At 64.4% G+C, this 13164-nt stretch carries 12 protein-coding genes; 4 read left to right on the top strand and 8 right to left on the bottom strand.

Annotated features, from left to right (window positions below; genetic code table 11):
• Positions 1–24 precede the first annotated feature (24 nt).
• The 3 genes from B0B13_RS14885 (at position 25) to ubiA (ending at position 2571) form a co-directional block, all read left to right on the top strand.
• Positions 25–984, top strand: coding sequence for a hydrogen peroxide-inducible genes activator (locus tag B0B13_RS14885; RefSeq protein ID WP_076785442.1), 960 nt, complete (start codon positions 25–27; stop codon positions 982–984).
• Positions 985–1007: 23 nt separating this feature from the next.
• The gene (gene dps / locus B0B13_RS14890) at positions 1008–1490 is read left to right on the top strand and encodes a DNA starvation/stationary phase protection protein Dps (RefSeq protein ID WP_076797357.1); all 483 of its coding nucleotides are present in this window, start codon (positions 1008–1010) and stop codon (positions 1488–1490) included.
• Positions 1491–1698: 208 nt separating this feature from the next.
• A complete protein-coding gene (gene ubiA, locus B0B13_RS14895; protein WP_076787410.1) occupies positions 1699–2571 on the top strand; it encodes a 4-hydroxybenzoate octaprenyltransferase in 873 nt (290 codons plus the stop codon).
• A 15-nt stretch (positions 2572–2586) separates the two neighbouring features.
• Here ubiA and proC read toward each other — a convergent pair whose 3' ends face one another.
• From proC to B0B13_RS14925, 6 genes are read right to left on the bottom strand one after another with little or no spacing between them, the layout of a single operon-like run.
• The gene (gene proC, locus B0B13_RS14900) at positions 2587–3399 is read right to left on the bottom strand and encodes a pyrroline-5-carboxylate reductase (protein ID WP_076796952.1); all 813 of its coding nucleotides are present in this window, start codon (positions 3397–3399) and stop codon (positions 2587–2589) included.
• Between the two features lie 11 nt (positions 3400–3410).
• Positions 3411–4115, bottom strand: coding sequence for a YggS family pyridoxal phosphate-dependent enzyme (locus tag B0B13_RS14905; protein ID WP_076785440.1), 705 nt, complete (start codon positions 4113–4115; stop codon positions 3411–3413).
• Between the two features lie 13 nt (positions 4116–4128).
• Positions 4129–5355 (bottom strand): glycolate oxidase subunit GlcF, encoded by a 1227-nt coding sequence (glcF, locus tag B0B13_RS14910; protein WP_076796953.1) that lies wholly within the window; start codon positions 5353–5355, stop codon positions 4129–4131.
• Positions 5356–5363: 8 nt separating this feature from the next.
• Positions 5364–6446 carry a glycolate oxidase subunit GlcE gene (glcE, locus tag B0B13_RS14915; RefSeq protein WP_076797358.1) on the bottom strand — a complete coding sequence of 361 codons (1083 nt, stop codon included), beginning with the start codon at positions 6444–6446 and terminating at the stop codon, positions 5364–5366.
• 13 nt (positions 6447–6459) lie between these two features.
• A complete protein-coding gene (locus B0B13_RS14920; RefSeq protein ID WP_076796954.1) occupies positions 6460–7953 on the bottom strand; it encodes an FAD-linked oxidase C-terminal domain-containing protein in 1494 nt (497 codons plus the stop codon).
• A gap of 21 nt (positions 7954–7974) precedes the next feature.
• Positions 7975–9417, bottom strand: coding sequence for an FAD-binding oxidoreductase (locus tag B0B13_RS14925; protein WP_139337438.1), 1443 nt, complete (start codon positions 9415–9417; stop codon positions 7975–7977).
• Between the two features lie 173 nt (positions 9418–9590).
• On the opposite strand from B0B13_RS14925, the gene B0B13_RS14930 reads away from it, so the two are divergent.
• Positions 9591–10139 (top strand): cob(I)yrinic acid a,c-diamide adenosyltransferase, encoded by a 549-nt coding sequence (locus B0B13_RS14930; protein ID WP_076787404.1) that lies wholly within the window; start codon positions 9591–9593, stop codon positions 10137–10139.
• A 171-nt stretch (positions 10140–10310) separates the two neighbouring features.
• Here B0B13_RS14930 and aroG read toward each other — a convergent pair whose 3' ends face one another.
• Positions 10311–11384 (bottom strand): 3-deoxy-7-phosphoheptulonate synthase AroG, encoded by a 1074-nt coding sequence (gene aroG, locus B0B13_RS14935; protein ID WP_076796955.1) that lies wholly within the window; start codon positions 11382–11384, stop codon positions 10311–10313.
• A 304-nt stretch (positions 11385–11688) separates the two neighbouring features.
• The gene (gene tldD, locus B0B13_RS14940) at positions 11689–13155 is read right to left on the bottom strand and encodes a metalloprotease TldD (protein ID WP_076785437.1); all 1467 of its coding nucleotides are present in this window, start codon (positions 13153–13155) and stop codon (positions 11689–11691) included.
• Positions 13156–13164 lie beyond the last annotated feature (9 nt).

The raw sequence follows: 13164 nt of genomic DNA on the forward strand, positions 1-13164 counted from the left end.
AAGTATCGTCTCGATTAATCGACAATGACGCTCACCGAACTCAAGTACATCGTTGCCGTTGCCCGGGAACGCCATTTTGGCCGGGCGGCGGAGGCGTGTTTCGTCAGCCAGCCGACGTTGTCGGTTGCGATTAAGAAGCTCGAGGACGAACTGAACGTTCAGATCTTCGAGCGCGGTACCAGCGAGGTCAGCGTCACGCCGATCGGCGAGCAGATTGTCACCCAGGCGCAACGTGTGCTCGAGCAGACGCTTGCAATCAAGGAAATCGCCAAGCAGGGCAAGGATCCGCTGGTCGGGCCGCTGCGGCTCGGCGTAATCTATACGATCGGCCCGTATTTGCTGCCGGCGCTGGTCAAGCAGATGATCGAGGCGGTGCCGCAGATGCCGCTGATGCTGCAGGAAAACTTCACGCTGAAGCTGATCGAACTGCTCAAGCAAGGCGAGATTGACGTCGCGATCATGGCGCTGCCGTTTTCGGAAACCGGCTTGATGGTCCGTGCGCTGTATGATGAACCGTTCGTGGTCGCGCTTCCTGCGGGGCACCCGTGGGAGCGGCGTAACGCGATCAATGCCGAGGACCTGAAGCAGGAAACGATGTTGCTGCTGGGCAGCGGCCACTGTTTCCGGGACCATGTGCTGGGCGTGTGCCCGGAGCTAATGCGCTTTTCGCAGAACGCGGACGGGATTCAGAAGACGTTCGAGGGCAGCTCGCTGGAGACGATCCGTCACATGGTGGCCAGCGGCGTGGGCATCACCGTGCTGCCGCGCACCTCGGTGCAGGAAGTACGCGCGCATGCGAGCGGCGTGGACAATGGCCTGCTTAGCTACGTGCCGTTCACCGAGCCGCAGCCGGACCGGCGCGTGGTGCTGGCATGGCGCAAAAGCTTCACGCGGATGCCGGCGATCGATGCGATTTGCGATGCGATCCGCGCATGCGAGCTACCCGGTACGCGCAAACTCGAATTGCCCGCCTCGGTCAACTGACTGTTTTTTCCACGGAGGCCATGATGTCACTTCACCCCACTCGTAACACGCTGCCCGAGGACATCCGCCGCCAATCGATCAGCTTGCTTGGACAGTCATTGATCACGGCAATCGATCTTCAGCGGCAGGCGAAGCAGGCGCATTGGAATGTCCAGGGGCCGCAATTCATCGCATTGCACTTGTTGTTCGACGAAGTCCACTCGGCAGCGGTCGAATGGGCGGACTTGAGCGCCGAACGACTGGTCGCGCTTGGCGGCACAGCGGATGGCCGCATTCAGCAGGTCGCCGGCCAGTCGCCACTGCCGCCGTATCCGCTCGAACTCAGGGACGGCAAGGACCACGTCCGGCAACTTGCCGATGCGTTGGCCAAGTACGGCCAGCAGGTCCACCAGGCGATCGCCGCAACGGCCGACGTCGGCGACCCGACATCGTCCGATCTGTTCACCGAAATTTCCCGCGGCGTGGATGAACACCTGTGGAAGCTCGAGGCGCATCACTACGGGTGATGGCCTGTACGCCGGTCTGCTGTCCGGGCGGCACGGCCTACGCGAAGCTGGGTGGCGCCGCTCCCGCGAAGCCACCCGGCGGGGGCGGGGCCCACGCAAAGCGGCGCAGCGCGACCAGCAGGCGGCAAACGACAAGCGGCAAGCGGCAGCCTACGCGCATTTTCACCTAGAATAACGGATCACGACGTTTCGATCCGAGTGCTGCATGATGTCCACGCTAACCTTGCGTTTGCCGTTGTATTTCCGTCTGCTGCGGCTGCACAGGCCGATCGGTAGCGTGCTGTTGCTGTGGCCGACGCTCAACGCGTTATGGGTAGCGGCAGACGGCCATCCCCCTGCCTATATCGTTGCGATCTTCGCGATTGGCACGGTTCTGATGCGCTCGGCCGGATGCGCGGTCAACGATTACGCAGACCGCGATTTCGACAAGCATGTGAAGCGCACGCAGGATCGACCTCTCACGTCGGGTCAGATTGCCCCGTGGGAAGCACTTACGGTAGCGGCCGTGCTTGCGCTGGTGTCGTTCCTGCTGATCCTGCCGCTGAACTCGCTGACCAAGTGGCTCTCTGTCGCGGCGCTGTTCGTGGCGGGCACGTATCCGTTTATGAAGCGCTTTTTCGCGATTCCGCAGGCCTACTTGGGCGTTGCGTTCGGCTTCGGGATCCCGATGGGGTTCGCCGCGATCCAGGGCCATGTGCCGCCGCTCGCGTGGCTGATGCTGCTGGCGAACGTGTTCTGGTCGCTCGCCTACGACACCGCCTACGCGATGGTGGACCGGGATGATGACATCAAAATTGGCATTCGCACGTCTGCATTGACGTTCGGCCGTTTCGACGTACTGGCCGTGATGCTGTGCTACGCAGCGATGCTGGGCATTTATGCGTGGATCGGCTATGCGCGGCACTGGTCCGTCGCGTACTGGGCTGGATGGGCGGGCGCACTCGGCTGTGCGGCGTACCACTACACGTTGATCCGTGACCGCGACCGGATGCGGTGCTTTGCGGCGTTCATGCACAACAACTGGCTTGGCGGTATCCTGTTCGCCGGTATCGCCGCGCACTATGCAAGCACGGGGCTCTGAGCGCGCGGCGCCGGCTCATTGTTTGCCGAACGCGTCGCCCATCTGGATCGCTCGAGTGTGGGCTGCCAACGCGCCGCGTACGATTGCTGCGCCGATGCCGTCGGCCTCGAAGGACTCGAGCGCGGCGGCCGTTGTGCCACCTTTTGAGGTCACGCGCTCGCGCAGCACGCTGGCGGACTCGCCTGACTGTGCGGCCAGTTGGGTGGCACCGGTGAACGTGGCGAGCGCCAGGGCGCGCGCCTGTTCATCGTCGAGTCCCAACTGGCGCGCGGCGTGCTGCAGGGCCTCGATGAAGTAGAACACGTAGGCCGGGCCGCTGCCGGAAATGGCCGTCACCGCATCGATTTTCGATTCATCGTCGCACCACACGATCTCGCCGACCGCGCGCAGCACCCGCTCGGCGAGCGCCCGGTCGGCATCATCGACACCGTGTAGTGCTGCCAGACCGGTTACGCCCATGCCAATCAGCGCTGGGGTATTGGGCATCGAGCGCACTACGCGCGGGTAGCCGTTGAGCCAATGCGAGATGTCCGCCGCGCGGATCCCGGCGGCAATGCTGATGATCAGCTGCGCACGCAGCCACGGCGCGAGCGATTCGACCACGGTTTTCATCACCTGGGGCTTGACCGCGATGACGATCGCATCGTAGTCGCCGAGCGAGGCGTCGGCAGCCTCGCCGGTCTGTATCGGCTGTTGCTGCGTCAAGCGCGCGCGCGCGTCGGCTGATGGGTCGATGGCGTACAGGTTGGCGCTTGGGATGCCACGCTTGAGCAGCCCGCCGATCAGGGCGGCGGCCATGTTGCCTGCGCCGATGAATGCGATTTTCATGGGGATTCCGTTTAGTGAGTGGGATAGGTTCGTGCGCCGAAAATCGCGGTGCCGACCCGCACGATCGTCGCGCCTTCGAGAATGGCCGCGTCCAGATCGGCCGACATGCCCATCGACAGCGTATCGAGGCCGAGGCCTTGTGCATTGACAGCATCGAATAGTTCGCGCAATCGCCGATGGGGCGCGCGCTGCGCGTGCAGTCCGGACACGGGCTCAGGGATCGACATCAGTCCGCGCAGCCGCAGCCGGGGCAGCGCCGCCACGTCGCGTGCCAGCGTGGCAACCTCATCGGGCGCGACGCCGCTCTTGGACGCCTCGCCGCTGACGTTGACTTGCACGCAGACATTGAGCGGCGGCAGGTGGGCGGGCCGTTGCTCGGACAGCCGATGCGCGATCTTGAGTCGGTCGACCGAATGCACCCAGTCGAACTGTTCAGCGACCGGCCGCGTCTTGTTCGACTGCAGTGGCCCGATGAAATGCCATTCGAGCGACGCACGCAATGGCTGCAGGGCGGCGATCTTGTCCAATGCCTCCTGCACATAGTTTTCACCGAACGCCTGCTGGCCCGCCGCGTGGGCAGCGCGTAGAGTGTCGGTTGGAAAGGTCTTGGACACGGCGAGCAATTGCACGCTCGCCGGATCGCGGCCGGCGGCTGCAGCCACCGCGGCAATACGTCGGCGGACTTCGTCCAGATGTTGCGCAATGAGGGAGGGCATGACGTGGAAGGGTTTAATCGGACAGCAGGCGATCGACGAGTTCGATCCAATGCGCGACCGGCGTCGACGTGCCGCTTTGCAGGTGCGCAATGCAGCCCACGTTTGCCGAGACGATCATCTGCGGCTCGAGTGCCGACAAGCGTTCGAGCTTCTGGTTGCGCAGCGTGTAGGAGAGCGCTGGCTGCAGCACTGAGTACGTGCCGGCCGAGCCGCAGCAAACGTGTGCGTCGGATGGCACACACACTTCCAGTCCAAGCGCCTGGAGCAGCCGCTCGACGCGCCCGGTGATTTTCTGCCCATGCTGCAGCGTGCATGGCGGGTGGTAAGCGACCGTATGGACGCCGCGCCGGCGTAGGCGGGACGCGAGTTCGGCTTCATAGCGGGGCAGCAGCTCGGCCAGGTCCTGTGCCAGGCTGGCCACGTGCGCCGCCTTGTGGGCGTACGCTGGATCGTCGCGCAGCAGGTGTGCGTATTCCTTGACCGTCACGCCGCATCCGGAGGCATTGATGACGATGGCCGCTGCGCCCTGCTCGATGTAGGGCCACCAGGCGTCGATGTTGCGGCGTGCGTCATCGAGCGCCTGTGCGTGGTACCCCAGGTGCAGCCGGATGGTACCGCAGCAGCCGGCGTCGCCGGCCACGACCGGTTCGATGCCGAGCGCGTCGAGCACGCGCGCGGTCGCTACGTTGATGTTGGGCATCATGCCGGGCTGCACGCAGCCGGTCAGCATTAGCATCTTGGTTGGGTGCCGCGCTGTTGGCCACGCGCGCGGACGTTGCCGTGGTGGCACTTTGTCGCGCAGCCGCTTGGGTAGCAGCGCACGCAAATGCTGTCCGAGCCGCATCGCCGGCGTGAACAGTGTCGCATTCGGCAGCAAGCTTGCCAGCAGGCGCCGTACGAGCCGCGAGCGCCAGCGGCGCGGCACCTTCTGCTCGATAAGCTTGCGCCCGATTTGCGCCAGTCGCCCGTACTGCACGCCGGACGGACAAGTCGTCTCGCAATTGCGGCACGTCAGACAGCGGTCCAGGTGCAACTGCGTGCTACGCGTGACCGGTGCGCCCTCAAGCATTTGCTTGATCAAATAGATGCGCCCGCGCGGGCCGTCCAACTCGTCGCCGAGGATTTGATAGGTGGGGCAGGTTGCCGTGCAGAAACCGCAGTGCACGCATTTGCGCAGGATGGCATTGGCCTCGTTGCCGTCCGGTGTATTGCGAATGAAGTCCGCGAGATTGGTCTGCATCGCAGCAGTCAGAAGTCCGGGTAGAGCCGGCCACGATTGAAGATGCGTGCCGGGTCGAATACCGCTTTCAGGCGGCGATGAATGTTCATCAGCGGCGAGGGCAGCGGGGTGAACACACCGACGTTACGATTGTAGCGCGAACCGCAGCGGAACAGCGTCGCATGGCCGCCGGCTTGCCGCGCCGCCATGCGCACCGTCTGCGCATCGGTATCGGTGACCCACCAGCGCTGCGCGCCGCCCCATTCCATCAACTGGGCACCGGGTAACTGTAGCGGTTCGGTGATCGATGGCAGCGACAGGCGCCATAGCGCCGCGTCGGCTGGAATCATCTGAAAGAACGCATCGGTCTGCTCGCGCAGTCCCATCCAGAAGCGCTCGGCCTCCACCGCGTCGACCACCTCGCCGCCGAGCCTGTTGCGCGCGCTCTTGAGCGCGCTGTCCGCACCGCCTAGGCGCAACGCCAGCGTGCCGTTACGCCATGCACTGGCGGTCAGCGGCAGCGGCCGGCCAGCCCAGTCGTTGAGCTTGCGTACCGCGTCGGTGCCGTTCATGTCGAACTTCAGCGTCAACTCCGCATTGGGGCGTGGCAGTACTTTCAACGACACGTCCAGCAGCAGGCCGAGCGTGCCGAGTGAGCCGGCCATCAGCCGCGCGATATCGTAGCCGGCGACATTCTTCATCACGCGACCGCCAAAGCGCAGCACGTCGCCGCGTCCGTTCATCACGGTCGTACCCAGCACGAAGTCGCGCGCCGCGCCCGCGCTGGCCCGGCGTGGGCCAGCCAGGCCGGCGGCGATGCAGCCGCCAATTGTCGCGCCACGACCGAAGTGCGGCGGCTCGAACGCGAGCATTTGACGATGCTCGACCAGTGCCGCCTCGATGTCGGCCAACGGCGTGCCGCAGTACGCGGTGATCACCAGTTCGGCCGGATCGTAGGCGATGATGCCGCTTGCTGCGCGCGTATCGAGCACTTCCCCCTCGATGTGCTGGCCATACCACGACTTGGTGCCGCCGCCGCGGATCTGCAGCGGCACGCCGCGCTCGCTGGCTTGCATGACCTGCGAGCGCAGGCTCGCGTAGGGATGCGTCATCTGCGTCATCGTGTCAGAACCTGGGCAACTCGGGATGCGGCAGCAGACCTCGATGGACCCGCATCCTGCCGTATTCGGCACAGCGCGCCCGCGTCGGGATGCCCTTGCCCGGATTGAGCAGCCCTGACGGGTCGAACGCGCGCTTGACCGCGAGGAACGCGTCGCGCTCCTGCGCACAGAACTGCACGCACATCGAATCGATCTTCGCGATGCCCACGCCATGCTCGCCGGTGATCGTGCCGCCGAACGCTACGCAGGCCTCCAGAATTTGTGTGCCGAATGCCTCGGCGCGCCGCCACTCATCGGGATCGTTGCCGTTGAACAGGATCAGCGGATGCATGTTGCCGTCGCCCGCATGGAAGACGTTCATGCAGCGTAGCCCGTATTGCTTTTCCATTTCGGCGATGCGCGCGAGCAGCGGCCCGATCGCTCGCCGCGGCACGGTACCGTCCATGCAATAGTAGTCCGGCGAGATGCGCCCCGCGGCCGGAAATGCATTCTTGCACCCGGACCAGAACTTGAGCCGCTCCGTCTCCGAGCGCGAGATCTGGATCCGCGTCGCGCCGTACGCACGCAGCACCGCAGTCATGCGCACGATCTCATCGGCGACCTCCTCGGGTGTGCCGTCGGACTCGCACAGCAGGATGGCCTGCGCATCCAGGTCGTAGCCGGCCTGCACGAATTCCTCCACCGCGTGCGTGGCCGGCTTGTCCATCATGTCGAGGCCTGCAGGCACGATGCCGGCCGCGATGATCGCCGCGACCGCGTCGCCGCCCTTGACTACATCATCAAAGCTGGCCATGATGACCTGCGCCGCTTGCGGCTTCGGGAGCAGCCGGACCGTCACTTCCGTGACGACGGCAAACATGCCCTCGCTGCCAATCAGCACCGCCAGCAGGTCCAGCCCTGCACAATCCGGCCCCAGTGAGCCGAACTCGACCAGCTCGCCCTCCATCGTGACCGCGCGCACACGCAGCACGTTATGTACGGTCAAGCCGTATTTCAAGCCATGCACGCCACCCGCATTCTCGGCGACATTGCCTCCAATCGTGCAGGCGATCTGCGATGATGGATCAGGCGCGTAGTACAGCCCGTATGGCGCGGCCGCCTCCGAGATCGCCAGATTGCGTACACCCGGCTGGACCGTCGCGGTACGCGCGTAGGGATCAATGTTGACGATCTTTTTGAGGCGCGCGAGCGACAGCACGATGCCATCGCGCAGCGGCATTGCGCCACCGGACAGACCCGTGCCGGCGCCGCGCGGCACCACCGGTACGTCGAGCCGGTAGCATGTCTGCAGCACGTGCTGCACTTGCGATTCTGTCTCGGGCAGCACCACCGCGAGCGGCAGCCGTCGATACGCGGCAAGCCCGTCGCATTCGTACGGCGCCGTATCCTCGGCGCGATACAGCAGGCAATGCGTGGGCACAACTGTCATCAGCGCCTGAACCACTTCGCGTTGTCGTGCCGCGATAGCTTCTGGGGACGGTTCGACTGAAGCGTTCATGGCATGCTCCGCGCGACGTGTCTAGTGCGGTCCATGAAAGGCAAAGATCTTGCCAGGATTCATCAGATTGCGCGGATCGAGTGCATGCTTGATCGCTCGCATCGTGTCAACGGCATCCGCGCCATGCTCGTCGACGAGGAAACCCATCTTGTGCAGGCCGACGCCGTGCTCGCCGGTGCACGTGCCGCCAAAGCGCAGCGCGCGTGACACGAGCCGCTGGTTCAACTGCTCCGCCTCCTGAATCTCGGCCGGGCTAGCGGGGTCAATCAGCATCGCGACGTGGAAGTTGCCGTCGCCGACATGGCCTACGATTGGACACAGCAGTGACGATTGCTTCAGGTCCGCCTCTGTCTGTTCGATGCATTCAGCCAGCTGCGAAATCGGCACGCACACGTCAGTGGTCAGCGCACGGCAACCGGGGCGCAGCTGCAACATCGCAAAGTATGCGCTGTGTCGCGCGTTCCACAACCGACTGCGCTCTTCCGGACGAGTGGCCCATTCAAAGCCTTGCCCTCCATGTTGCGCGGCAATGTCCTGTACCGTCTGCGCCTGCTCACGCACGCCGGTCTCGCTGCCGTGGAACTCGAAGAACAGTGTTTGCGTCTGCGGCAATGTCAGGTTCGAGTGGCGGTTGATCGCACGGATCGCGAGCGCGTCGACGAATTCCACGCGCGCCACCGGCACGCCAAACTGGATCGTCTCGATCACGGTGCGCACAGCGTCGCCCATGCTTGGGAATGCGCACACGGCCGCGGAAATTGCTTCAGGCAACGGGTACAGGCGTACGGTGACGTCGGTGATCACGCCAAGCGTGCCTTCAGAGCCAACAAAGAGGCGTGTCAGATCGTAGCCCGCCGACGACTTGCGCGCGCGCGAGCCCGTGTGGATGATGCGTGCATCGGCCCGCACCACCGTCAAGCCCAGTACATTCTCGCACATCGTGCCGTAGCGGACCGCGTTCGTGCCCGAGGCGCGCGTGGCGGCCATGCCGCCGATGCTCGCGTCGGCGCCGGGGTCGATTGGGAAGAACAAGCCGGTGTCGCGCAACGCGTCATTGAGCGCCTTGCGCGACACGCCGGCTTGCACGGTGGCTGTCAGGTCGTGCGCGTCGATCGATAACACGCGGTTCATCTCGGACAGATCAATCGTCACACCGCCCTGCACCGCGAGCAGATGGCCTTCGAGCGACGAGCCGTTGCCATACGGAATCACCGGCACCTCGTACTGCGCGCACAGTGCGACAATGGCCGCGACCTCCTGCGTTGTGCGGGCGTAGACGACTGCATCCGGCCATTGCGGATCGAACATCGACTCGTCGCGCCCATGGTGCGCGCGTACGGCTTCGGCGACCGAGACGCGTTCGTCGAATGCGGCCTTGAGTGCCTCGAGCAGCGATGGGGGGAAGGGCTTGCGCACGGCGGCACGCGCAATCGAATGAGTCACGGGGCGGTCTCCTGAACGCATGGCATGCAAGCGGGTCAACTGAGTGGCTATTTTAAGCCAATGCGCATTGCCCAAGCCGCTTGCATCGCGAGGTGAGGCGCTGGACGAGACCGCGTGGCAGCATGCACGTCACTATAATGTGCGTCGGACGCGGCAAATTGCCCTCGAGCCGATTGTCAATCACAGGAGCCATGATGGGAAACCGCTTGAGCAAGATCGTCACGCGCACAGGTGACGACGGCACCACCGGCCTGGGGAACACGAGCCGCGTGGCCAAGGACGATACGCGCATCGCGGCGATCGGCGACGTAGACGAGCTGAACTCGTCGCTGGGCGTGCTGCTGGCCGAAACCTTGCCGGCCCGCGTACGGGAGATGCTCGTCGCGGTGCAGCACGATTTGTTTGACGTCGGTGCGCAGCTATGCATGCCGGGCGAGGTGATGATCGTGGACGAGCATGTCGCGCGGCTCGACGACTGGCTCGAGTACTTCAATGCGCAACTGCCACCGCTGCGCGAGTTCGTTCTGCCCGGCGGCTCGCGGCCGGCTGCATTGTCGCACCTGTGCCGTACCGTTTGCCGGCGAGCCGAGCGCACGATCGTCGCGCTCGGCCATGAACAAGCCGTTGATGCGGCGCTGCGGCAGTACGTGAACCGCCTGTCGGACCTGCTGTTCGTCCTGGCTCGCGTGCTGAATGGCGAGACGGGCCAGCCGGAGGTGCTGTGGCGGCATGAGCGGGCGTAAGGGGCCGCTCATGCCGGTGTCACGGCATGGTGCCGCCAGCCCATTGCGGCGCATGGCTATGTTCCGCTGTCCGTCAGTGGTCACCGCCGTCGATTGCATTGCGATGAATCGCCGTCGCCGGTCAGTGGTTATCTCCGGTCAATCGCCGTTGTCGCAGCGTTGCCGCCCGCTTCAATTGCCGCTGCCGCGTGCGATGCGCCGTTGCCGGACCGCTTTGGCTAGTCCTTCGAGCACCGTCACGCTATCATCCCAGCCGATGCAGGCGTCGGTGACACTCTGACCATAGGTCAGCTTGCAGCCGTCTTTCAAATCCTGGCGTCCCGCGACCAGATGGGACTCCACCATCACGCCGACAATGCGCTCGTCGCCGGCGGCGACTTGCCGAGCGATGTCTGCGCAGACCGGAATTTGGTTTTCGTGCTTCTTCTCGCTGTTCGCATGGCTTGCATCGATCATCAATCGCGCCGCCAGCCCCGACTTGCCGATCGCGGAGCACGCGGCATCGACGCTTGCTGCATCATAGTTCGGTGTCTTGCCGCCGCGCAGGATGAGGTGACAGTCCTCGTTGCCAGCGGTCGATACGATCGCCGAATGACCGCCCTTGGTCACCGACAGAAAATGGTGCGGCTGCGAAGCGGCCTTGATCGCGTCAACCGCGATTTTCACGTTGCCGTCGGTGCCGTTCTTGAAGCCGACCGGGCACGACAATCCGGAGGCCAGTTCCCGATGCACCTGCGATTCGGTGGTGCGTGCGCCGATTGCACCCCACGAGATCAAATCGGCGATGTATTGCGGGCTGATCATGTCGAGGTACTCCGTGCCGGCGGGCAGTCCGAGCGCGTTGATTTGCACTAGCAGTTCGCGCGCGGTACGTAATCCGTCGTTGATCTTGAAACTGTTGTCCATGTAGGGGTCGTTGATCAACCCCTTCCAGCCCACGGTCGTGCGCGGCTTCTCGAAGTACACGCGCATCACGATTTCCAATTCGCCGGCAAAGCGCTTGCGTTGCTCCACCAGGCGCTGTGCGTACTCTAGTGCCGCACGCGTGTCGTGGATCGAGCACGGGCCAATCACGACGATGAGCCGGTCGTCCATGCCGTGCAGAATCCGATGCAGCGATTGGCGAGCGTTGAAGATCAGGCCAGCGACGCGCTCCTCGCAGGGAAACTCCCGCAGCAGGTGCGCGGGCGGCGTCAATTCCTTAAGCTCGCGGATTCGAACATCATCGGTGTTGTGCAGGGCCATCATTGTTCTCCGGTTCAACGGTACGCGCCTCGCGCGCGGTGTTCGGGGCCTGGCGCCTGGCGAAAAAAAACCGCCAGGCGAAGCCGGCGGTTTTTCGGGAATGTGGGGTAATTCGCTTATCCGTCACCCACCCTCTCGGTCCGCCAGCGGCCTGAGATGCCAAAAGAAATAAAAGTAAAACTTGGCGGACATCGCGAAATGCAAACGAATGGAAAGGTGGTGTCGGTTCCGACTATATCGACTTTATACTCTGGACGAGCCCCCGTTGGCAACAGAGGGCCGTCAACGACGACGCATAATTGCGTCATACCGTGCCACCCACCGTCATGCGGTCGATGCGCAGCGTTGGCTGCCCGACGCCGACCGGCACGCTCTGGCCTTCCTTGCCGCACACGCCCACGCCTGTGTCCAACGACATATCGTTGCCAATCATCGACACGTATTTGAGCGACTCCGGTCCGCTGCCCACCAGCGTCGCGCCCTTGACCGGATAGGCAATCTTGCCGTTCTCGATCATGTAGGCCTCGGAGGCTGAAAACACAAACTTGCCGTTCGTGATATCGACCTGTCCGCCGCCGAAATTGACCGCGTACAGGCCATGCTCGACCGACGCAATGATCTCGGCGGGATCTTTGTCGCCGCCCAACATGTAGGTGTTGGTCATGCGCGGCATCGGCAACGCGGCATACGATTCGCGCCGCGCGTTACCGGTCACCTTCATCTTCATCAGCCGCGCGTTTAGCGTGTCCTGTATGTAGCCGGTCAGGATGCCGTCCTCGATCAGCGTCGTGCATTGCGTGGGGTTGCCCTCGTCATCGATGTTCAGCGAGCCGCGCCGGTTCGCCAGCGTGCCGTCGTCAACCACCGTGACACCGTTGGCCGCGACCCGCTCGCCGATGCGTCCGGCGAACGCCGACGAGCCCTTGCGGTTGAAGTCGCCTTCCAACCCGTGGCCGATCGCCTCGTGCAGCAGCACGCCCGGCCAGCCCGGCCCGAGCACGACGGTCATCGTGCCGGCGGGCGCGGGGCGTGCCTCCAGGTTCACCAGCGCGGCATGCACCGCGTCGTCGACGTATCGCGTCAGCACTTCGTCGGTGAAGTAGCCATAGTCGTAGCGGCCTCCGCCACCGCCGGTGCCGATTTCGCGGCGCCCGTTCTGCTCGGCGATTACGGTGACCGACATGCGCACGAGCGGACGCACGTCGGCGGCCAGTGCTCCGTCGCTGCGTGCCACCAGTACGACGTCGTATTCGCCCGCCAGGCCCGCCATGACCTGGGTGATGCGTGGATCTTTCGCGCGAGCCATTTTTTCGACGCGCTCCAGCAGTGCCACTTTTGCATTCGCATCCAGCGAGTGCAGCGGATCGGCCGGCCGGTACAGGTCGCGGCCCGCGACGCCGTGCAACGCACCGGCCGCCCGCACGCGAACCTTTCCGCCACCCGCACGGGCGATCGCGCGGGTGGCCTGGGCGGCTTGTGCCAGCGCTTGCGGCGACAAGTCATCCGAGTACGCGAACGCGGTGCGCTCGCCGGCCACCGCGCGCACGCCCACGCCCTGGTCGATGCTGAAGCTGCCCGATTTGACGATGCCTTCCTCCAGGCTCCACGCTTCGCTGCGGGTTGTTTGGAAGTACAGGTCCGCGTAGTCAACGCGATGGGAGAAAATCTCGCCCAGCGTGCGCACCAGAATGGCCTCATCGAGCCCGTAGCGCGTGAGCAGCAGGTCCTTGGCGGTGGCGAGGTGGCAGAGGTTTGGTTCGATGATGTTCATGCGGGCTCG

This window comes from Burkholderia sp. b14 (assembly GCF_900156195.1).
GTDB lineage: Bacteria > Pseudomonadota > Gammaproteobacteria > Burkholderiales > Burkholderiaceae > Mycetohabitans.

What these genes read in the sequence shown, in the direction of transcription:
- dps (WP_076797357.1), top strand. Translation starts at nt 1,008, where the DNA reads ATGTCACTTCACCCCACTCGTAACACGCTGCCCGAGGACATCCGCCGC.
- B0B13_RS14885 (WP_076785442.1), top strand. Translation starts at nt 25, where the DNA reads ATGACGCTCACCGAACTCAAGTACATCGTTGCCGTTGCCCGGGAACGC.
- ubiA (WP_076787410.1), top strand. Translation starts at nt 1,699, where the DNA reads ATGTCCACGCTAACCTTGCGTTTGCCGTTGTATTTCCGTCTGCTGCGG.
- B0B13_RS14925 (WP_139337438.1), bottom strand. Translation starts at nt 9,417, where the DNA reads ATGCGTTCAGGAGACCGCCCCGTGACTCATTCGATTGCGCGTGCCGCC.
- glcE (WP_076797358.1), bottom strand. Translation starts at nt 6,446, where the DNA reads ATGACGCATCCCTACGCGAGCCTGCGCTCGCAGGTCATGCAAGCCAGC.
- tldD (WP_076785437.1), bottom strand. Translation starts at nt 13,155, where the DNA reads ATGAACATCATCGAACCAAACCTCTGCCACCTCGCCACCGCCAAGGAC.
- B0B13_RS14920 (WP_076796954.1), bottom strand. Translation starts at nt 7,953, where the DNA reads ATGAACGCTTCAGTCGAACCGTCCCCAGAAGCTATCGCGGCACGACAA.
- B0B13_RS14930 (WP_076787404.1), top strand. Translation starts at nt 9,591, where the DNA reads ATGGGAAACCGCTTGAGCAAGATCGTCACGCGCACAGGTGACGACGGC.
- B0B13_RS14905 (WP_076785440.1), bottom strand. Translation starts at nt 4,115, where the DNA reads ATGCCCTCCCTCATTGCGCAACATCTGGACGAAGTCCGCCGACGTATT.
- aroG (WP_076796955.1), bottom strand. Translation starts at nt 11,384, where the DNA reads ATGGCCCTGCACAACACCGATGATGTTCGAATCCGCGAGCTTAAGGAA.
- glcF (WP_076796953.1), bottom strand. Translation starts at nt 5,355, where the DNA reads ATGCAGACCAATCTCGCGGACTTCATTCGCAATACACCGGACGGCAAC.
- proC (WP_076796952.1), bottom strand. Translation starts at nt 3,399, where the DNA reads ATGAAAATCGCATTCATCGGCGCAGGCAACATGGCCGCCGCCCTGATC.